The 19360-nt window shown below is 71.0% G+C and carries 20 protein-coding genes; 13 read left to right on the top strand and 7 right to left on the bottom strand.

The features are described from left to right. Window positions 1–170 precede the first annotated feature (170 nt). The 5 genes from ACWCPY_RS24975 (at window position 171) to ACWCPY_RS24955 (ending at window position 5115) form a co-directional block, all read left to right on the top strand. Window positions 171–1109 (top strand): coiled-coil domain-containing protein, encoded by a 939-nt coding sequence (locus ACWCPY_RS24975; protein ID WP_072486740.1) that lies wholly within the window; start codon window positions 171–173, stop codon window positions 1107–1109. A gap of 86 nt (window positions 1110–1195) precedes the next feature. Next, on the top strand, window positions 1196–2188 hold the full coding sequence (locus tag ACWCPY_RS24970) for an ABC transporter ATP-binding protein (RefSeq protein WP_451268408.1): 993 nt from the start codon (window positions 1196–1198) through the stop codon (window positions 2186–2188). A gap of 5 nt (window positions 2189–2193) precedes the next feature. Next, window positions 2194–2973, top strand: a complete 780-nt coding sequence (locus ACWCPY_RS24965; RefSeq protein WP_451268406.1) for an ABC transporter permease — start codon at window positions 2194–2196, stop codon at window positions 2971–2973. 145 nt (window positions 2974–3118) lie between these two features. After that, the gene (locus ACWCPY_RS24960) at window positions 3119–4246 is read left to right on the top strand and encodes an ABC transporter ATP-binding protein (protein WP_451268404.1); all 1128 of its coding nucleotides are present in this window, start codon (window positions 3119–3121) and stop codon (window positions 4244–4246) included. Continuing rightward, window positions 4243–5115 carry an ABC transporter permease subunit gene (locus tag ACWCPY_RS24955; RefSeq protein WP_451268402.1) on the top strand — a complete coding sequence of 291 codons (873 nt, stop codon included), beginning with the start codon at window positions 4243–4245 and terminating at the stop codon, window positions 5113–5115. Before ACWCPY_RS24960 ends, ACWCPY_RS24955 begins: the two co-directional genes overlap by 4 nt. Window positions 5116–5151: 36 nt before the next feature. On the opposite strand, the gene ACWCPY_RS24950 is transcribed toward ACWCPY_RS24955, so the two are convergent. Next, the gene (locus ACWCPY_RS24950; RefSeq protein ID WP_329814956.1) at window positions 5152–5481 is read right to left on the bottom strand and encodes an ATP/GTP-binding protein; all 330 of its coding nucleotides are present in this window, start codon (window positions 5479–5481) and stop codon (window positions 5152–5154) included. 210 nt (window positions 5482–5691) lie between these two features. Between ACWCPY_RS24950 and ACWCPY_RS24945 the strand changes: the two genes are divergently transcribed. Further along, entirely contained in the window at window positions 5692–6735 is a 1044-nt protein-coding gene (locus ACWCPY_RS24945) for an LLM class flavin-dependent oxidoreductase (protein WP_451268400.1), read from the top strand. A 101-nt stretch (window positions 6736–6836) separates the two neighbouring features. Here the strand turns inward: ACWCPY_RS24945 and ACWCPY_RS24940 are convergent, their stop codons facing one another. After that, window positions 6837–7229, bottom strand: a complete 393-nt coding sequence (locus ACWCPY_RS24940) for an SCO5389 family protein (protein WP_072486734.1) — start codon at window positions 7227–7229, stop codon at window positions 6837–6839. A gap of 270 nt (window positions 7230–7499) precedes the next feature. Here ACWCPY_RS24940 and nucS point away from each other — a divergent pair, with 270 nt between their 5' ends. Further along, window positions 7500–8171 carry an endonuclease NucS gene (nucS, locus tag ACWCPY_RS24935; protein ID WP_451268398.1) on the top strand — a complete coding sequence of 224 codons (672 nt, stop codon included), beginning with the start codon at window positions 7500–7502 and terminating at the stop codon, window positions 8169–8171. Between the two features lie 71 nt (window positions 8172–8242). Here the strand turns inward: nucS and ACWCPY_RS24930 are convergent, their stop codons facing one another. The 4 genes from ACWCPY_RS24930 to ACWCPY_RS24915 form a co-directional block, all read right to left on the bottom strand. Next, a complete protein-coding gene (locus ACWCPY_RS24930) occupies window positions 8243–10726 on the bottom strand; it encodes an ATP-binding protein (RefSeq protein WP_451268396.1) in 2484 nt (827 codons plus the stop codon). A gap of 214 nt (window positions 10727–10940) precedes the next feature. Continuing rightward, on the bottom strand, window positions 10941–11264 hold the full coding sequence (locus ACWCPY_RS24925) for an STAS domain-containing protein (protein ID WP_072486732.1): 324 nt from the start codon (window positions 11262–11264) through the stop codon (window positions 10941–10943). A 237-nt stretch (window positions 11265–11501) separates the two neighbouring features. Further along, window positions 11502–12350 carry a 3-hydroxyacyl-CoA dehydrogenase family protein gene (locus ACWCPY_RS24920; protein WP_329814952.1) on the bottom strand — a complete coding sequence of 283 codons (849 nt, stop codon included), beginning with the start codon at window positions 12348–12350 and terminating at the stop codon, window positions 11502–11504. A 165-nt stretch (window positions 12351–12515) separates the two neighbouring features. Beyond that, window positions 12516–13157 carry a TetR/AcrR family transcriptional regulator gene (locus ACWCPY_RS24915; RefSeq protein WP_329814951.1) on the bottom strand — a complete coding sequence of 214 codons (642 nt, stop codon included), beginning with the start codon at window positions 13155–13157 and terminating at the stop codon, window positions 12516–12518. 82 nt (window positions 13158–13239) lie between these two features. Here ACWCPY_RS24915 and ACWCPY_RS24910 point away from each other — a divergent pair, with 82 nt between their 5' ends. From ACWCPY_RS24910 to ACWCPY_RS24900, 3 genes are read left to right on the top strand one after another with little or no spacing between them, the layout of a single operon-like run. Further along, entirely contained in the window at window positions 13240–14031 is a 792-nt protein-coding gene (locus ACWCPY_RS24910; RefSeq protein ID WP_451268393.1) for an ABC transporter ATP-binding protein, read from the top strand. Continuing rightward, a complete protein-coding gene (locus ACWCPY_RS24905; protein WP_451268391.1) occupies window positions 14031–14780 on the top strand; it encodes an ABC transporter permease in 750 nt (249 codons plus the stop codon). The genes ACWCPY_RS24910 and ACWCPY_RS24905 overlap by 1 nt, the downstream gene beginning before the upstream one ends. A gap of 9 nt (window positions 14781–14789) precedes the next feature. Further along, window positions 14790–15362, top strand: coding sequence for a cob(I)yrinic acid a,c-diamide adenosyltransferase (locus tag ACWCPY_RS24900; RefSeq protein ID WP_451268389.1), 573 nt, complete (start codon window positions 14790–14792; stop codon window positions 15360–15362). A 56-nt stretch (window positions 15363–15418) separates the two neighbouring features. On the opposite strand, the gene ACWCPY_RS24895 is transcribed toward ACWCPY_RS24900, so the two are convergent. Then, window positions 15419–15961: a hypothetical protein gene (locus ACWCPY_RS24895; RefSeq protein ID WP_451268387.1), complete on the bottom strand. Its 543-nt coding sequence runs from the start codon at window positions 15959–15961 to the stop codon at window positions 15419–15421. 151 nt (window positions 15962–16112) lie between these two features. Here ACWCPY_RS24895 and ACWCPY_RS24890 point away from each other — a divergent pair, with 151 nt between their 5' ends. The 3 genes from ACWCPY_RS24890 to ACWCPY_RS24880 all read left to right on the top strand — a co-directional run. After that, window positions 16113–17309, top strand: coding sequence for a sensor histidine kinase (locus ACWCPY_RS24890; RefSeq protein WP_451268385.1), 1197 nt, complete (start codon window positions 16113–16115; stop codon window positions 17307–17309). Next, window positions 17306–17956 (top strand): response regulator, encoded by a 651-nt coding sequence (locus tag ACWCPY_RS24885; RefSeq protein ID WP_451268383.1) that lies wholly within the window; start codon window positions 17306–17308, stop codon window positions 17954–17956. The genes ACWCPY_RS24890 and ACWCPY_RS24885 overlap by 4 nt, the downstream gene beginning before the upstream one ends. Window positions 17957–18125: 169 nt before the next feature. Next, window positions 18126–19360 (top strand): cellulose binding domain-containing protein (locus tag ACWCPY_RS24880; RefSeq protein WP_451268381.1); only part of this gene is annotated, 1235 nt, incomplete at its 3' end.

Raw genomic sequence — 19360 nt, 5'->3', positions numbered from 1 at the left:
CCCGTGCTTCGACAGGAACGTTCAACCCTCCGAGTGGCAAGACCTGCGGGGGTTAGCCACTCAAAAGAGGTGTCATTCTCCAGATCAAAAGGGCATCCGCTCGATGACACGCCGTTCCGGCCCCTAGGATTCCCCCTAACACCTCACCGGTCTCATTCGACAGGAACCCCATGAGCGACCCTTCCTCCCCCTTCGGCTTCGAGCTCGTGCGACGTGGATACGACCGCGGTCAGGTGGATGACCGCATTACCAAGCTCGTCGCCGACCGTGATAGTGCCCTGACCCGCATCACGTCTCTGGAAAAGCGCATCGAGGAGCTCCACCTCGAGACGCAGAACGCCCAGGCCCAGGTCAACGACGCGGAGCCGTCGTACGCCGGTCTCGGCGCGCGTGTGGAGAAGATCCTCCGCCTGGCCGAGGAGGAGGCGAAGGACCTGCGCGAGGAGGCCCGTCGCGCCGCCGAGCAGCACCGCGAGCTCGCCGAGTCGGCCGCCCAGCAGGTGCGCAACGACGCCGAGACGTTCGCCGCCGAGCGCAAGGCGAAGGCCGAGGACGAGGGCGTCCGGATCGTCGAGAAGGCCAAGGGTGAGGCCGGCTCGCTGCGCACGGAGGCTCAGAAGGACGCCGCGCAGAAGCGCGAGGAGGCGGATGCCCTCTTCGAGGAGACCCGCGCCAAGGCCGCCCAGGCCGCCGCGGACTTCGAGACCAACCTCGCCAAGCGCCGCGACCAGTCGGAGCGCGACCTCGCGTCCCGTCAGGCCAAGGCCGAGAAGCGTCTCGCCGAGATCGAGCACCGCGCCGAGCAGCTCCGCCTGGAGGCCGAGAAGCTCCGTACGGACGCCGAGCGCCGGGCCCGCCAGACGGTGGAGACCGCACAGCGCCAGTCCGAGGACATCGTGGCCGACGCGAACGCCAAGGCCGACCGGATCCGCAGCGAATCGGAGCGCGAGCTGGCGGCGCTCACCAACCGCCGCGACTCGATCAACGCCCAGCTGACCAACGTCCGCGAGATGCTGGCCACGCTGACCGGTGCCGCGGTCGCCGCCGCCGGCACCCCCGCCGACGACGAGCCGGTCACCCGTGGCGTCCCGGCTCAGCAGGGCCGCTGACCCCGAGTACGCCAGCTGTACCCCTTGCGCGCCCGGTTCCACCCCTTGTGGTGGCGCCGGGCGCGCGGCCGTTCTAGCGTGAACGCATGATCGAGCTCGATGGCCTCACCAAGCGCTTCGGCAACAAGGTTGCCGTCGACCGGCTCTCCTGCCGGGTCAGACCAGGAATGGTGACGGGCTTTCTGGGGCCCAACGGGGCGGGCAAATCCACGACGATGCGGATGATGCTCGATCTCGACAACCCGACCAGCGGCTCGGTGCGCATCGACGGCAAGCACTACCGCGACCTCGAGGAACCCCTGAAGTACATCGGGGCGCTGCTGGACGCCAAGTCGATGCACGGCGGGCGCAGCGCGTACAACAACCTGCTCTGCCTCGCGCAGAGCAATCGCATCCCGGAGACCCGGGTCGCCGAGGTCCTGGACACCGTGGGTCTGACCGCGGTGGCGAAGAAGAAGTCGAAGGGGTTCTCGCTCGGCATGGGCCAGCGGCTCGGGATCGCGGCGGCGCTGCTCGGCGACCCGCAGGTGCTGCTCTTCGACGAGCCGGTCAACGGCCTGGACCCCGAAGGCATCCACTGGATCCGCAATCTGATGAAGTCGCTCGCCGCGGAGGGCCGGACGATCTTCGTCTCCAGCCATCTGATGAGCGAAATGGCCCTCACCGCCGACCATTTGATCGTGATCGGCCAGGGCCGGCTGCTCGCCGACACCTCGATGGCCGATTTCATCCACCAGAACTCCCGCAGTTACGTACGGCTGCGCTCGCCGCAGCAGGAACGGCTGCGCGACGTGCTGCACGAGGCGGGCCTGATCGTGATCGAGACGGGAAGCGGCACGCTGGAGATCGACGGCGCCACGACCGAGGCACTGGGCGAGCTCGCCGCGCGGCACCAGATCGTGCTGCATGAGCTGAGTGCCCAGCGGGCCTCCCTGGAGGAAGCGTTCATGCAGATGACGGCGGACTCCGTGGAGTACCACGCGCACTCGGACCATGCCGCGGCGCCACCGCCCGCGGGCCCGCAGTGGGGCGAACAGTGGAACCAGCGGACCGGTGACAGCGCCGGCAGGGAGGTGTGACGACGATGGCATCGGTACCCGCGGTCCTGACCTCCGAGTGGACCAAGATCCGTACGGTCTCCTCGACCGTCTGGACGCTGATCTCCGCGTTCGTCGTCACCGTCGCGATGAGCGCGGCGCTCTGCGCCCTGATGAACGCCCAGTTCGACGACCTCCCGATGGCGCAGCGGGCCACCTTCGACCCGACCCTCATCAGCTTCTCCGGCATGGTCCTCGGCCAGCTGGCCATGGTCGTCTTCGGTGTACTGGTGGTCGGTACGGAGTACAGCTCCGGCATGATCCGCACCTCGCTGGCGGCCGTGCCCCAGCGTGGTTCCTTCCTGTTCAGCAAGGTCACGGTGGCCGGTCTGCTGGCCCTGGTGGTCGGCATCGCGACCAGCTTCGTCTCGTTCTTCCTCGGGCAGGCGCTGCTCGGCGAGCACCGCACGGGCATCGGCGCGGAGAACGTCCTGCGCGCCGTCGTCGGCGGTGGCATCTACATGGGCCTGATCGGGATCTTCTCGATGGGCGTGGCGACGATGCTGCGCAGCTCCATGCTGTCGCTCGGCATCCTGATGCCGTTCTTCTTCCTGGTCTCCCAGATCCTGTCGGCGGTCCCGGGGGCGAAGAAGGTCGCCCGCTACTTCCCCGACCAGGCGGGCTCCAAGATCATGCAGGTGGTGCCCGACGCCATGAACAGCAACCCGGCTCCGTACGGGCCGTGGGGAGGGCTCGGGATCCTGGTCGCCTGGGTGGCGGCCGCGCTGATCGGCGGCTATCTCGTGCTCAAGAAGCGGGACGCGTGACCGCTCGCCCGGTCCGGGGGACGACGCGCGCCCGCAACGGCTTGGCCGGAACCGTCAAGGCCTGGATATCCTCCTAAGTCTTACGGGGGCGTGCGGCCGCTCGGCCTGGGCCCCGACGACAGCAGTGAGTCGATGGGGCTGAAGCATGATCGAGGCAGTCGGCCTGACAAAGCGCTACGGCGCACAGACGGCCGTTTCCAACCTTTCCTTCCAGGTACGGCCGGGCACCGTCACCGGATTCCTCGGTCCCAACGGGTCGGGCAAGTCCACCACCATGCGCATGATCCTGGGCCTGGACCAGCCGACCTCCGGTCATGTGACGATCGGCGGCCACCCCTTCCGCAGCCTGCCGAACGCCCCGCGCCAGGTGGGCGCCCTGCTGGACGCCAAGGCGGTGCACGGCGGGCGCAGCGCCCGTAACCACCTCCTCTCGCTCGCCCAGCTCGCGGGCATCCCGGCCGCCCGGGTCGACGAGGTGCTCGGCGTCGTCGGTCTCCAGGACGTCGCGCGGAAGCGGTCCAAGGGCTTCTCGCTCGGCATGGGCCAGCGGCTCGGGATCGCGGCGGCGCTGCTCGGCGACCCGCAGGTGCTGCTCTTCGACGAGCCGGTCAACGGCCTGGACCCCGAGGGCATCCTCTGGGTCCGCAATCTGATGAAGATGCTGGCGTCCGAGGGCCGTACGGTCTTCGTCTCCAGCCATCTGATGAGCGAGATGGCGCTCACCGCCGACCATCTGATCGTGATCGGCCGGGGGCAGCTGCTCGCCGACATGAACGTCAAGGAGTTCATCTCCGCCAACTCGGCGGACTTCGCCCGGGTCCGGGTCGCCGACGGCCTCGCGGAGCGGCGCGAGAAGCTGACCGCCTCGCTCACCGAGGCGGGCGGCCGGATCATGTCCGAGCCGGACGGGGCCCTGCGGGTCACCGGGCTGCCGCTGCCGCGGATCAGCGAGGTGGCGCACGACTCGGACGTCCGGCTGTGGGAGCTCTCGCCGCACCAGGCCTCGCTGGAGGAGGCGTACATGCGGATGACCCAGTCCGTCGTGGACTACCGCTCGACGGCGGACCAGAAGGCCGGTCTCCAGCAGCCGGCGGACCACGGATACGGGCAGCCGGGGTACGAGCCGCCGCAGCCACCGGTACCGCAGACGCCGCAGCAGAACTGGTACGCCCCGCCGCCGCCCGGACAGAACCCGGCCGCTACGGCCCCGGCCGGGCCCGTAGCGGCCACCGCAGACCTGACCGAGCGCGACACCAGCGAGGACGCCCGATGACAACGCCGCCGACCCCGCAGGCACCGTCCCAGCGGCAGGCCCCGGCCCCGCAGCACAGCCCGCGGACCGCGCCGGCCGGTCCGTACACCTCGCCGATCCCGGTGCGCCGGGCCACCCTCGGCGACGCGATCGCCTCCGAGTGGACCAAGATCCGCTCGGTGCGCTCCACGATGTGGACGCTCGGCGTCATGATCGTGCTGCTGCTCGGGATCGGGCTGCTGGCCACGCTCGCGGTCAATGCCGTCGATACCGATCTCGGCTCGACGCCGGTGCTCAGCCTCGGCTTCTTCGGGGTGCTGCTGGGCTCGATCTGTGTGATCACGCTCGGCGTGATGACCATCGCGTCGGAGTACGGCACGGGCATGATCCGTACGACGCTGACCGCCTGCCCCAGCCGGGCCCGGGTGCTGGGCGCGAAGGCGATCGTCTTCTTCCTGCTCACCTTCGTGATCACGACCGTGACGACCGCGCTGGTCGCGGTGATGCAGGCGGCGTTCATCGACGGCGCGGCGCCCAGTGGCGCCGAGTGGCTGCGCGCGACGGTCGGGGTCGGCCTCTACATCGCGTTGCTGGGTCTGCTCGCCCTCGCGGTCGGCGCGCTCATCCGGCACTCCGCCGGTGCGATCACGATCATGATCGGGGTGGTGCTGCTGCCGCTGGTGCTGGCCATGTTCATGTTCGCGGAGTCGCTCTCCGACCTGCGGCTGGCGCTCTTCCAGTACTCGATCCCGAGCCAGCTCAGCGCGCTGTACTCCACCTCGGTCGCCGATTCGGGGCCGTCCGGCTGGGACCCGCTGTGGATCATGCTCGGCGTCACGGCCGCGGCCATGATCTGCGCGTTCGTCGCTCTGGACCGCCGGGACGTCTGAACCGTCCCCGTCCGGACGGGCCCCGCCCGGACGCTCTCAGTAGCGAGGCGCGTTCCTGGACCGCTGCACCTGTGTGGTGCGGCGGTCCTTCGCGTTCCAGCAGGCCTTGTGCCAGTGCCTGCGGTCGTCGATCCCGCCGTACTCGGACCAGGCCACCAGGTGGGGGACGCCGGACGGGATCTCCTGGTCGCAGCCGGGGCAGCGGTACCGCTTGCCCGCCGCGCTCGCCCCGCTGACCGGGCGGACGGACCACTGCTCGCCCTGCCACTCCTCGGCGCGTCCGCCGCCCCCGTACCGGCCCCCCGGCTCCTCTGCGCTGTCGTGGGGACTCTCGCCGCCTCGGGGGCGGTTGCGGCGCGGGGACACGTGACACCTCACAGGGCGGTCTGGGCAGGTCCTGTCCAGCGTAGGGCCATTTGGCCGACCCGGGCGTCCGGCGCCTCGCGGGCGAGGTCCCGGAAGGGGGTGAGTTACCGGAAAATCGCAACAACCTGCCGATGGACCGTGCCTTTGGCACGTGTCAGACGTTGTTGCTCACAGGGGAGAGCCGCGTCGGCCGCAAGGAGGCAATTGGCGATGCGTGTGGGAACGTTCGTACTGGCAGCCCAGTTCCCGGGGCAGGGGCCGGGGGAAGCGCTGCACCGCGCGATCCGGTCCACCGAGGTCGCGGAGGAATCCGGGCTCGACTCGGTCTGGCTGGCAGAGCATCATTTCGTGCCGTACGGAGTCTGCCCGTCCGCCGTCACGCTGGCGGCGCTGCTGCTCGGCCGCACCCGCAGGATCCGGGTCGGCACGGCGGTGAGCGTGCTGCCGACCCAGCACCCGGTGGCGCTCGGCGAACAGGCCGCGCTGCTCCACCTCACCAGCGGCGGCCGGTTCACCCTCGGCGTCGGCCGGGGCGGCCCCTGGGTGGACCTGGAGGTGTTCGGAGCGGGCCTGGAGGCGTACGAGAAGGGCTTCCCGGACTCCCTGGAGCTGCTGCTCGACTGGCTGGGCAAGCCGCGGGTGGCCGGACGCGGGGAGCGGTACGGCTTCCGCGAGGTCGCCGTGGTCCCCCGGACCGACGAACTCCTCGCCGGGGAGGGCGGCGAAAGCCCGGGCGGCCCCGAGGTGGTCGTCGCGTGCACCTCTCCGAAGACGGTCGAGCTCGCCGCGGAGAAGGGGCTGCCGATGCTGCTCGGGATGCACTGCGGGGACCAGGAGAAGGCGGACATGGTCGCCCTGTGGCGCTCCGCCGCGCTCGCCGCGGGCCGCTCCCCCGAGAGCGTCCACGGGGCCGGGCACGTGTCCGCCGGGGTGGTCCAGATCGCCGACCGCCCCGAGGAGGCGGTGGAGACACTCGTGAAGGCGATGCCGGGCTGGCTGCGGCAGGGGCTGGACGCGCATGTGACGATCGACGGCAGGCACCGGGTGATGCGCGATCCGGTCGCGTACACGGAACTGCTGTGCGGCCTTCATCCGGTGGGCCCGCCCCGGCTCGCCGCCGACCGGCTCGCCGCCACCGCCGAGCGGACAGGCATCACCCGCTTCGCGCTCCTGGCGGAGGGGTCGGGGGATCTGGCGGCCACGGAGGAGAACGTAGCGCGGCTGGGCACCGAAGTGCTCCCGCTGCTCACCTGACAAGTCGTACGAGGTACGGGGGCTGCCGCCCCGGAGCGAGTTGCACGATCCCGGCCCGGAACGGCAGCAGAGGCGCGAAGGGCCTCTCCGGCGGACAGGCCCTAGCAGTCCCGGAGTTCGGGCGACTGGTTGAGCAACTGGCCCCTCACCGAGGTGAAGCGGGCCAGGCGCTCGTCGACCGAGGCATCCAGCGGGAACACCGCGACACGGTGGCAGTTCTGGAACGCCAGGCGCACCCCGAAGTGCCGCTGCAGCGCACCGCGAATCGCATCACTCGCGAGCGCGCGCAGCAGTTGACCACGCGCCTGCTCGTTGGGCGGCGGCGTCTGGTTGTCGGCGAACTCCCCACCGTCGACCTTCAGCTGAGCCACCAACGAGCTGATCATCTCCCATGCGTAGGGCAGGGAGGTCCGGACGCAGTCGACGAAGTCGGCTTCGTCGACCTCGCCTCGCTCGGCCTGTTCCAACAGCGCCGGTGAGACGTCGAGCGACATGGGTTCTCCTCTCGCGACCCCGACGCCGGGCCGGGGCCTTACGGGCTGGGAAGGAGGGCGGCGACGCAGCGTACACGGACGGCGACCTCCTGATTACACGGTAAGGGCGCAGTCCTGGCCGCACCAGGAGATTGGGAACACAACCGGCCAATAACGAAGGGGCGCAAAGAGGGGCAAGCCCGATCGGCACCCCCCGGAGTCAACCCGGGTGACGGGTGCGACAGGGGGAGAATCGCGTGGAGCGCCCCTCGTCGAGTAGCGTTGCCGACCATGCGTCTCGTCATCGCCCGCTGCTCCGTGGACTACGCCGGCCGGCTCACGGCCCACCTGCCCTCCGCTCCCCGTCTGATCCTGGTGAAGGCGGACGGGAGCGTGTCGATCCACGCCGACGACAGGGCGTACAAACCCCTCAACTGGATGTCACCGCCCTGCACTCTCAAGGAGGGCGCCGACGACACCGCCGGTATCTGGACCGTGGTGAACAAAGCGGGCGAGAAACTGATCATCACGATGGAGGAGATCCTCCATGACTCGTCCCATGAGCTGGGTGTCGACCCGGGTCTCATCAAGGACGGCGTCGAAGCGCATCTCCAGGAGCTGCTCGCCGACCGGATCGAGACACTCGGCGAGGGCTACACCCTGATCCGCCGCGAGTACTTCACCGCCATCGGGCCGGTCGACATCCTGTGCCGGGACGCCGACGGCCGGACGGTCGCCGTGGAGCTGAAGCGGCGCGGCGACATCGACGGTGTGGAGCAGCTGACCCGCTATCTGGAGCTGCTCAACCGCGATCCCCATCTCGCCCCGGTGAAGGGCATCTTCGCGGCCCAGGAGATCAAGCCGCAGGCGCGGGTGCTGGCGACGGACCGCGGGATCGACTGTGTCGTTCTCGACTACGACGCGATGCGCGGGATCGAGGACGACAAGCTGCGGCTGTTCTGACCCTTCCCGCTCCCCGACCCCGAACGCCGGACGTGTGTGTCACGTCCGGCGTTCGCAGGTTCCGGGGCGGCTCAGGCCACCGTCGGGCTGCTCTCCGCACTCGCCTCGGCCGATGACGACGAGGAGGACGGCCCGCTCGCCGAGTCGGAGGTGTCGGGCGAGGACGGCTCGGGTTCGGTGGCCGTGTCCGTCGGACTCGGGGAGCCGGTGTCCGTCGGACTCCCGGTCGGACCGGTCGGCTTCGGCGTCGTGGGCGACTGGGACGGCTTGTGCGACGTGGACGGCTTGTGCGACGACGGCTTGTTGTCGGCCGGGGTGTCCGACGACGGGCTGCCGCTCGGTCCCGAGGGGTCCGGGGACGGCGTGCCGCTGCCGGACGGCGTGATCTCGCTGCTTGACGGGCCCGGCGTCGACGCGCTGCCACCGGTTTCCGTGTCGCCGGGCGTCGAACCGTCCGCCGGGCTGTCGGCCGGGACCTCGTCCTCGCCGTCGTCCTGGCTCTGCGACTGCTCGGTGGTGACGTCCTGGTTCCCCTGGACGTCGTCGTCGCCGGAGGTCAGCCCCAGCGCCACCACCGTGCCGAGTACACCGGTCAGGAGTACGCCCGCGGCCGTGGCGACCAGGTTGCGCCGGGCCCCGGCGAGCAACGCGAAGCGCCCCTTCCCGGCGGCCCCGGGGGTGCCCTGCGGCGAGATCACCGTGGCGGCGGCCTCGTACGGTACCGACAGCGTCTGCGTCACCGACGCCGTCGCGCGGATGGGCGATGTCGGCGGCTCCTCGGTCCGCGGAACGGGAAGCTCGTCCCCCGGCGGGGTGAGGACCACGGGCAGCGGGCCACCGGTGCGGTCCGCGACCAGCGCCAGGGCGCGCCGTCCGGCCACCGCGCCGGACTTGTCGGCGAGCGCCCCGCGCATGCCGATCGAGGTCTCCAGCTCGGCCCTGGCCCGGTCCGGATTGCCGGCCAGCAGCGCCAGGATGCCCAGCTCGTGGTGGAAGTACGCCTCTTCGGCGACCTCTCCGGCGAGCCTGGCCGCCTCCTGGCCGATCCGCAGCGCCCGCTCCCAGGCCCCCCAGTGCAGCCCCGCCGCGAAGGCCGGAGAGGCGCTGCGGGCCAGCAGCACGGCCACGCTGGTCTGCCCCGCCCCGTCGCCGGGCACCAGCTGCGCCATCGCCGCGACGACCGCGTCGCCCTCGGCCGTGACCCGCTCGGGAGTGACCGAGGGGTGACCGGCCCACCAGGCGTAGTGCTGGGCCGCGGTCCGCGCCCGGTCGGTGGCGTCCTCGCCGTATCCGGCGGCCTCCAGCTGGGTCACCACACCGGCGGCCAGCCGGTAGCGGGAGCCGGCCGGGGAGAGCAGCCCGCAGCCCGCCAGCTCGCCGAGCGCGGCGTCCGCGTGGGTGTCGCCGATGAGCGCCGGCAGATGCGCCTGGTGCGGCACCTCGCCGCCGAGCGCCACCGCGAAGCGCAGGGTGTCGCGGGCGGACGCGCTCAGCCGTGAGGCGAGCAGCGGGGCGGGGGCCGCGCCCTCCCCGAGGCTGGGCAGCGGGATGTGGACGCCGTCGACGTCCTGGTCGTGCCCGAAGGGGACCTCCGCGGGCCGGCCGTCGCCGCCGCCGAAGACGCCGTACGCCTCGGGGTCGGTACGCAGGATGTCGCGCTGGCGCAGCAGGGCGCCCGCCTGCACGAAGCGCAGCGGCAGCCCCTCGGACTCGAACCAGAGGTCCCCCGCCCAGTTCGACTCCTCCTCGGTGAGCGGGCGCTCGACGGCCCGTTCCAGCAGCTCGGCCGCGGCGCTGCGGCCGAGGCCCGCGAGGAAGACCTCTTCGAGGTGCGAGTCGGTGGTGGGTGCGGCGACATCCGGAACCGTCGCGAACAGGAAGGCGCACTCCGGTGTCGCGTCGAGCAGCTCCTCCAGCGCGGTGCCGCCGAACTCCAGGTCGTCGATGAGGACGACGGCGCCGACGCTCCGGACCTTTTCGAGCAGCCCGGCGCGGTCGGGGCGGTGCAGCGGCGAGTCGTGGACGGCCTCGAAGAGCCCGTACAGCAGGTCGGTTGCGGTGCGCTTGTAGCCGTTGAGCCGTACGACTCCGTCCGGTGCGAGGTCCGCGCAGTCGGCCGCGACGGCGTCCAGCAGCGCCGTGCGGCCGGATCCGGCCGGTCCGGTGAGCCGCACCGAGCGGCCCTGGGCCAGCAGGCGCACCAGCCGTTCGCGTTCCTGCGCGCGCTCCAGGAGCGGAAGTTGGGGGGCGGGCGGGCCCGGCGGGACGGGCGGCGCGGTGGCGCGTTCGCGGTCGGCGCGCCCGGCCGCGGTGCGCCGGGCCGGGGAGCCCGGCTGCTCCCCCGGCGGGCACAGCTCGACCTCGCTGCCGTCGACCGGGTTGACGGTGAGGAGGTACTCGCCCGATATGAGCCGGACGACGCGTGCCTGCGGCGGCGTCGGGTGGCCGGGGTCCGGGGTCAGCTGGTCGCGGGCAGGCCGTCTGCGGCCCGGCCCCTCGCCGAAGCCGTCGTTGTCCCGGCCGTACTGTTCCGGTCCCCGGTGTGTCGGGTCCATCGCCAAAGCCCCCAGACGCGTCGCGCACGATTGCCCCTCCGGCCTCGCACGCCCCGCTGTCGCTTCTGGTCCGGTGTCCGCCCGGTGGGTTCGTCAATCGGCGGACGGCCGAACCCTAGACCGTCGGCCGGTGTCCGCGCACAGTCGGGGGGTCACGCCGCCCGAAGCGCACGTTCTCGTGCGGATTGCGCGCTTTCGACCGCGGCGCACGCCGCTACACGCGCGGCAGCGAGTCCGCGGCGATTCCACCCTCGATGGCCAGGATGCGGTGCAGCCGGGTCGCCACCAGCAGGCGCTGCATCTGCGGCGGCACGCCGCGGAGCACCAGCCGCCTCCCGGCCCGCCCGGCCCGGCGGTGCGCGCCCATGATGACGCCGAGTCCGGTGGCGTCCCAGGAATCCAGCTCGGTCAGGTCGAGCACCAGGTCGCCGACGCCGTCGTCGAGGGCCGAGTGCAGGGCCGTACGGGCGTCCGCCGCGCTTCGGACGTCGAGGCGGCCCCCGACGACCAGCTCGGCGTGGTCGCCCCTGATGTGCATATGCGCTCCCCTGGAATGCTCCGTAGCAAGGTTCGTCTGTCTGTTCTGTCTCTCCCACAACTGACTGCGGTGGAGACAGGGAAGTTTCCGTCTGTAAGCGAACCGATACCGAATTCACTCCGCGGAGTGACTGAGGCACGGCGAGGGCCCACTCGGAACCACTGCTTCCGGGAGACTCCCCCGGTCCTCCGGGCCCCGACCGACAGGCAGATCAGACAACCGGAGGACCGAAAACGATCAGTACGTGTAGAAGCCCTGCCCGCTCTTGCGGCCGATGTCACCTGCATCCACCATCCGGCGCATCAGCTCCGGTGCGGCGAACTTCTCGTCCTGCGACTCGGTGTAGATGTTGCTCGTGGCGTGCAGCAGGATGTCGACGCCGGTCAGGTCGGCCGTGGCGAGCGGGCCCATGGCGTGGCCGAAGCCGAGCTTGCAGGCGATGTCGATGTCCTCGGCCGAGGCGACGCCCGACTCGTACAGCTTGGCGGCCTCGACGACGAGCGCCGAGATCAGCCGGGTGGTGACGAAGCCGGCCACGTCACGGTTGACGACGATGCAGGTCTTGCCTACGGACTCGGCGAACTCCCGTGCGGTGGCGAGGGTTTCGTCGCTGGTCTTGTAGCCGCGGACGAGTTCGCAGAGCTGCATCATCGGGACCGGCGAGAAGAAGTGCACACCGACGACGCGCTCGGGGCGCTCCGTCACGGCCGCGATCTTGGTGATCGGGATGGCGGAGGTGTTGGAGGCGAGGACGGTGTCGTCCCGGACGATCTTGTCGAGGGCCCGGAAGATCTCGTGCTTGACCTCCAGCTTCTCGAAGACGGCCTCGACGACGACATCCGCGTCGGCGACCGCGTCGAGGTCGGTGGTGGTCGTGATGCGGGCCAGCGCGGCCTCGGCGTCGGCCGCGTCCAGCTTGCCCTTGGAGACGAACTTGTCGTACGAGGCCTTGATGCCGTCGCGCCCACGGGTCAGGGCCTCGTCGGTGACGTCGCGCAGCACCACGTCCCAGCCCGCCTGGGCGGAGACCTGCGCGATGCCCGACCCCATGAGTCCGGCTCCGATGACGGCGAGCTTCCTGGCCACGTCTGCACCCCTTGGTTTGTGTTCGCCTCTGCAGCTGGTCCCTGCACGGCCGGTCCTAACGGTTGTTCACATGCTCTCCGGCGGAGATTAGTACCCGCGAGGGGCGCTGGGGCCGGGAAGAGATGCGCGTCACGTCTCACATGACGGACATCACACCGGCACAGCTCATTCGGCGGCGCGTCGGGCGTAGTTGAGGACCTTTTCGCCGAGGAGTTCCTCGATCTCGTCGAGCACGACGAGTGCGTCGCGCGAGACCTCGGCCGCCTTGCGCCCGGCCAGCATCTCCCGGCCGATGTGGCCGACGAGGGCTCCCTCGATCCAGGCGAGCTGACCGCCGACCAGGTCCGGCAGCGGGTCGTCGGCCGGTGCGCCGGTCTCCTCGCGCAGGGTGGCGACGACGGCCTCCAGGACCTCCTGCTGGAGGCGGGAGAGCCGGGCCTGGAGCGTGGGCGCCTCCTCGATGACGCGCATGAAGTCGGCGAAGCCGTCCATCAGTCCGAGCTCCGGCGACACCGCGACGACCAGGGCCCGCAGCTCCCGCAGCACCGCCTCGGCCGCCGACTCGCCCTTGTCGCGGGCGCGGACGAAGCGGGCCACCCGCTGGGTGACGCCCTTCATCCGGTCGAGGAAGAGGTCCTCCTTGGCGGGGAAGTAGTTGTAGACCGTGTTGACGGAGACGTCCGCCAGCTCGGCGATCTCGGCGACGGTCACCGTCACGAAACCGTGCTCCAGGAACAGCCCGGTCGCGAGGTCCGAGATGTGCTGCCTCGCCTGGCGCTTCTTGCGTTCCCTGAGTCCCTCGGCCATCCACCCATCGTAGGCCCGTGCCTGAGCCGATGAAACTTTGGTGTCATTGCATTTTTCAAGCGACTCTGTTTTTGTGGTCGCTATGCCAATCATCAGTACGGCCGGGCTCGCCCGGACCTTCGACAGCGGGAGCGGGCCGGTGCACGCCGTGCGGTCCGTCGACCTGACGGTCTCGGCGGGCGAGATCGTCTGCCTCCTCGGCCCCAACGGGGCGGGCAAGACCACCACTCTCCGGATGCTGACCACCCTGCTCGCCCCCACCGGCGGCGCGGCCACCGTCGCCGGGCACGATCTGGCCGGCGACCCGGCCGGGGTACGGGCGAAGTGCGGATACGTCGCCCAGTCGGGCGGGGTCGACCCGCACCTCACCGTGCGGGAGGAGCTGGTCACCCAGGGGCGGCTGTACCGGCTGAGCAGGGCGGAGGCGGACGGGCGGGCCGCGGAGCTGGCCCGTCTGCTCGGCCTCGACGATCTGCTCGACCGGAAGGCGGCCACCCTCTCGGGCGGTCAGCGCCGGCGCCTGGACATCGCGATGGGCATCGTCCACCGCCCGCCCGTCCTCCTCCTCGACGAGCCCACCACCGGCCTGGACCCGGGCAGCCGTTCCGACCTGTGGGACCTGGTGCGCGGGCTGCGCGACGTCCACGGCACGACGGTCGTCCTCACCACCCACTACCTCGACGAGGCGGACGCGCTCGCCGACCGGCTGATCGTGATCGACCGGGGCGCGGTCGTGGCCGAGGGCACCCCGGCCGCACTCAAGGCCGAATACGCCGGCTCCCCCACCGCCTCCCTCCAGGAAGCCTTCCTCGCGATCACCGGCCGCGCCGCCGCGCCCGCCGACGCCGCACCTCTCTCCGTACAGGGGCTCTGATGCTGGTCCACGACACCGCGCTCGTCTTCGGGCGGTACGCCCGCCAGACCCTGCGCTCCCGCTTCCAGATGCTCTTCGGCGTACTGATGCCGCTGCTGTACCTGCTCTTCTTCGGCCCGCTCCTGGACGGTCTGCCGCTCGGCGCGCCCGGTGACTCCTGGCAGGTCCTGATCCCCGGCCTGCTGCTCCAACTGGTGCTGTTCGGGGCCTCGTTCGCCGGATTCTCGATCATCGTCGAGAAGTCCACCGGGGTGGTGGAGCGGATGCGGGTGACCCCGGTCAGCCGACTGGCGCTGCTGCTGGGCCGGGTCCTGCGGGACGCCCTGCTCTTCGTGGTCCAGTCGGTGCTGCTGGTCCTGGCCGCCCTGGCGATGGGCCTGCGCGCGCCGCTGCCGGGGGTGCTGATCGGCTTCGTGTTCGTCGGTCTGCTCACCGTCGCGCTGGCCTCGTTGTCGTACGCGCTGGCCATGAAGGTCACGACACCGCAGGAGTTCGGGCCCGTCATCAACGCGGTGGTGATGCCGGCCATGCTGCTCTCCGGCCTGATGCTGCCGATGACACTGGGGCCGGCGTGGCTGGACATCACGTCGCACTTCACACCGCTGCGCTACCTGGTGGACGCGGTGCGGGACGCGTACGTGGGCTCGTACGCCACCACGCACATGCTGTACGGGGCACTGGTGGCGGTCGCCTTCGCGGTGGCGGCCACGGCGGTGGGCGCCCGGGTCTTCCGCGGGGTGGGGCACTAGCCTGGCGGCATGGTCAATCTGACACGCATCTACACGCGCACCGGCGATCAGGGCACCACCGCCCTCGGCGACATGAGCCGCACCGCCAAGACCGATCTGCGGATCTCCGCGTACGCCGACACCAATGAGGCCAACGCCGTCATCGGTACCGCGATCGCGCTCGGGCAGCTCTCCGAGGACGTCGTGAAGGTCCTCGTCCGTGTGCAGAACGACCTGTTCGACGTGGGCGCCGATCTGTCGACCCCGGTCGTCGAGGACCCGGAGTACCCGCCGCTGCGGGTGGAGCAGAGCTACGTCGACAAGCTGGAGGCGGACTGCGACCACTTCCTGGAGCAGTTGGAGAAGCTGCGCAGCTTCATCCTGCCCGGCGGTACGCCCGGGGCGGCGCTGCTGCACCAGGCGTGCACGGTGGTCCGGCGCGCGGAGCGGTCCACCTGGGCGGCGCTGGAGGTGCACGGCGACGTGATGAACGCGCTGACCGCCACGTACCTCAACCGCCTCTCCGACCTGCTGTTCATCCTCGCCAGGACGGCGAACAAGGAGGTCGGCGACGTGCTGTGGGTGCCGGGCGGGGAGCGGTGACCACCGCGGGCCAAAGCGGCCGGACGGGTGCGGGCCACGCCCGTCCGTCCGGCCGCTCAGCCCCCGGCCGGCTCGCGTTTCGGGAACAGCGTGTAGCTCCCCGCGATGACCACGTTGAGCCCGATCACGAACAGCATCTTCTGCTGCCACGCCCGGAGCGAGGAGACGTCGCCGTCCCCGCCCACGTACCAGGCGGCCGCCTGGAGCAGCGCCAGCGCGGTCACCGCCGCGACCGTCCAGCGCGCCGCGACCTTCCACTCGTGCACCGCGCGCGCCGTACCGTACTTCGGCGGGCGCACCGGCGGCGGCCCGCCCGCGAAGCGGTGGGCGACCCGGGCGTCGACCCAGCGGATCGTGGAGTGGCCGAGCCCCACCGTGAAGCCGATGTAGACCGCGGCGAGCCCGTGCTTCCAGTCGGGCTGCGCCCCGTTCTTCAGGTCGATGGCCGTCACCACCAGCAGCACGACCTCCAGCAGCGGCTCGCACAGCAGCACACCCGCACCCAGTCGCGGCTTCTTCGCCAGGTACCGCAGCGCGAGCCCCGCGGCCAGCAACACCCAGAACGCGACCTCGCAGAGCACGATCAGCGTGACGATCACGGCACTTCCCCTTTCCGTCGCCTCCAGCCTCCCGGCCCGGCTGCGAGGATTCGTCGTCGGCAGTGACGAACCACGACTGCATCCTTCGATGTACTGGCCCCTCACCCCCGGTAGGGAGGTCCGGGCGCGGGCAGCCGTGTTGGATGGGAGGGTGTTCTCCATCGCCCGGCCGCACCGCCACGACGTGCTCATGGCCGCCATCGGACTCCTCGGCGGCCTCGTCCTGTGGGCGTTCGGCCTGCGCCTGCAGGGAGACCGGGCCTTCGTCGCCCCCTGGGTCTCGCTGCTGCCGCTCGCCGTCGTCTCGGTGCTCGAACTGGTCCGCAGGACCGCCCCGCAGCCCGCCCTGGTCATCGGCACGCTCGCGCTGGTCGCGGACCAGTTCACGGTCGGGAACCTCGCGACGGTCCTGATGTTCACGGACCTCATGTACGCGGCCGTGCTGTACGGGAAACCGTCCGCCGCCCGCCGCATCCCGGTGACCACGTTCCTGATCACGGTCGGGATCACCATCGGGTTCCTGGCCTGGTTCCGCAACCCCCAGGCGCTGCTCATCGGCGTCGTCACCGGCATGGTCTCGTTCCTGCCCGCCATCACCGGGGTCAGCGTCCGCAACCACCGGGACGCCGCCGAGGCCGCCCGGCTGCGCGCCGACCAGACAGCGCTGCTGGCCGAGATGGACCGGACCCAGGCGGTGACCGCCGAACGCACCAGGATGGCCCGCGAACTGCACGACATGGTGGCCAACCACCTCTCGGCGATCGCCATCCACTCCACCGCCGCGCTCTCCATCGACGACCCCGGCACCTCGCGCGAGGCGCTCGGCGTGATCCGGGAGAACAGCGTCGACGGCCTCGCCGAGATGCGCCGGCTGATCGGGCTGCTGCGTACCGGCGCCGGGGCCCTGGAACCGGCCGCCTCACCCACCCTCGCCTCACTGGACGCACTGGTCGAGCAGACCCGTACCAGCGCCGCGCCGAGTGGCCTGACCTGCGCCTTCGAGGACACCCGGGAGGAGCGGCGGCCGCTTGCCGCGCCGGTCGAGCTGGCCGCGTACCGGATCGTCCAGGAGTCCCTGACGAACGCCCTCAAGCACGCCGCGCCCGGCCCGGTCGCGGTGCGGCTCGGGCAGTCCGGGCGGCTGCTCACGGTGGAGGTCCGCAGTGTGCTCGGGGACCGCCCCGGACCGCGCGCACCGGGTTCGGGGGCCGGCCTGGTCGGGATGCGGGAGCGGGTGGCGCTGCTGGGCGGCGCGATCGAGGCCGGTCAGTCGACCACCGGCGACGGTACGAGGATCTGGCGGGTACGGGCCGAACTGCCCGTGGAGGAAGGGGTATCGAGGACATGACGATCCGGGTTGTGGTCGCCGAGGACCAGTCGGCCGTCCGGGCGGGACTGGTGCTCATTCTGCGCAGCGCGCCCGACATCGAGGTCGTGGGCGAGGCCGGGGACGGCGAGGAGGCGGTGCGCCTGGCCCGCGAACTCCGCCCGGATCTGGTGCTGATGGATATTCAGATGCCGCGGCTGGACGGGGTGTCGGCGACCGGGCTGGTGGTGGCCGGACAACTCGCGGACGTACTGGTGCTGACGACCTTCGATCTCGACGAGTACGTCTTCGGGGCGCTGCGGGCGGGGGCCGCGGGCTTCCTGCTGAAGAACGCCGAAGCGCGTGAACTGCTGGACGCGGTACGCACGGTGGCGCGCGGCGAGGGTCTGATCGCCCCGGCCGTGACGCGCCGCCTGATCGCCGAGTTCGCCGGGACCGCTCCCGTACGGCCGGCGAAGGCGCCCGACCTCTCGGTGCTCGATGTTCTCACCCGGCGGGAGCGGGAGGTTCTGGGCTGCCTCGGCGACGGCCTGTCGAACGCCGAGATCGCGGTCCGGCTCTCCATGGCGGAGGCGACGGTGAAGACCCATGTGAGCAGGTTGCTGGGCAAGCTGGAGCTGCGCAGCCGGGTCCAGGCAGCCGTACTCGCACAGGAGTTGGGCATCTGACGTTTAGCGGCGAACTTTGGTCCAGACCTCTTGACGATTGGTCCAGACCTTCCTAATCTCACCGAACACACTGCGGTGAGCACGCCATGACAAGGCGCGCTCAGGGCGGCGCAGGGTTTGCAGTCCACGGACCACCCCCGATTGTCCGGACCTCACCCGAGGAGCACCGTTGAGCACTGAAACCCCCCTACGCCGGACCCGATTCAGACTCGGGACCGGAAGAGCCACCAGATCCAGAGCGGTCGCCGGTATCACCGCGCTGCTGCTTCCACTCGCCGCGATGGTCGGCCTCGCCTCCCCCGCCGAGGCCGCCACCTCCGCGACCGCGTCCTTCGTCAAGAAGTCCGACTGGGGCTCCGGCTTCGAGGGCCAGTGGACGGTGAAGAACACCGGCACCACCGCCCTGTCCTCCTGGACCATCGAGTGGGACTTCCCCTCCGGCACCGCGGTCGGCTCCGCCTGGGACGCCACCGTCACCAGCTCCGGCACCCACTGGACCGCCAAGAACCTCGGCTGGAACGGTTCGGTCGCCCCCGGCGCCTCCGTCAGCTTCGGCTTCAACGGCAGCGGCCCCGGCGCCCCCACCGGCTGCAAGCTGAACGGCGCCTCCTGCGACGGCGGCAGCGTCCCGGGCGACAACGCCCCCTCGGCGCCGGGCACCCCCACCGCGAGCGCCGTCACCGACACCTCGGCCAAGCTGAGCTGGACCGCCGCGACCGACGACAACGGCATCAAGAACTACGACGTACTGCGCGACGGCACGGTCGTCTCGACGGTCACCGGTACGACGTACACCGACTCCGGCCTCAAGGCCGGCACCGACTACTCGTACACCGTGCAGGCCCGTGACACCGCCGGCCAGACCGGCCCGGTCAGCGGCGCCGTCAAGGTCCGCACCACCGGCGGTGGCGGCAACCCCGACCCCGGCACCGGCGGCAAGGTCAACCTCGGTTACTTCACCGACTGGGGCGTCTACGGCCGGAACTACCACGTCAAGAACCTGGACACCTCGGGTTCCGCCGCGAAGATCACGCACATCAACTACGCCTTCGGCAACGTCCAGGGCGGCAAGTGCACCATCGGTGACTCCTACGCCGACTACGACATGGCGTACACCGCCGACAAGTCCGTCGACGGCGTCGCCGACACCTGGGACCAGCCGCTGCGCGGCAGCTTCAACCAGCTGCGCAAGCTCAAGGCCAAGTACCCCCACATCAAGGTCCTGTGGTCGTTCGGCGGCTGGACCTGGTCCGGCGGCTTCGGCGAGGCCGCGAAGAACCCCGCCGCCTTCGCCGACTCCTGCTACAAGCTGGTGGAGGACCCGCGCTGGGCCGATGTCTTCGACGGCATCGACATCGACTGGGAGTACCCCAACGCCTGTGGCCTGACCTGCGACACCAGCGG

The organism is Streptomyces sp. NPDC002403 (assembly GCF_053593015.1).
Note: the sequence above shows the minus strand (reverse complement) of the source record. Positions and strands in the feature narration are given on the sequence as shown.